We start from the raw sequence: 343 nt of genomic DNA on the forward strand, positions 1-343 counted from the left end.
AACAAGGTAGCCGTATCGGAAGGTGCGGCTGGATCACCTCCTTTCTAAGGAAAATGCCCATGTGGCATTGCCCATCGTTCAGTTTTGAGAGACCAAAACCTCTCTAAGAGGGCCTATAGCTCAGCCGGTTAGAGCGCACGCCTGATAAGCGTGAGGTCGGTGGTTCGAGTCCACTTAGGCCCACCATTTTTATGAACAATTCTAATACGGGGCCTTAGCTCAGCTGGGAGAGCGCCTGCCTTGCACGCAGGAGGTCAGCGGTTCGATCCCGCTAGGCTCCACTTTTGTTCCTTGAAAACTGAAGATTCATCAAGACATCAAAAACCAATTTCACATATGGTCC

At 50.7% G+C, this 343-nt stretch carries 2 tRNA genes; both read left to right on the plus strand.

Annotated features, from left to right (window positions below):
• The first annotated feature begins 109 nt into the window (after positions 1-109).
• A tRNA-Ile gene (locus tag KNO79_RS15520) sits at positions 110-186 on the plus strand.
• A gap of 22 nt (positions 187-208) precedes the next feature.
• Positions 209-281: transfer RNA gene (locus tag KNO79_RS15525), tRNA-Ala, on the plus strand.
• Positions 282-343: the final 62 nt, after the last annotated feature.

It is taken from the genome of Exiguobacterium sp. s43, from assembly GCF_018617255.1.
Classification (GTDB): Bacteria; Bacillota; Bacilli; order Exiguobacteriales; family Exiguobacteriaceae; genus Exiguobacterium; species Exiguobacterium profundum.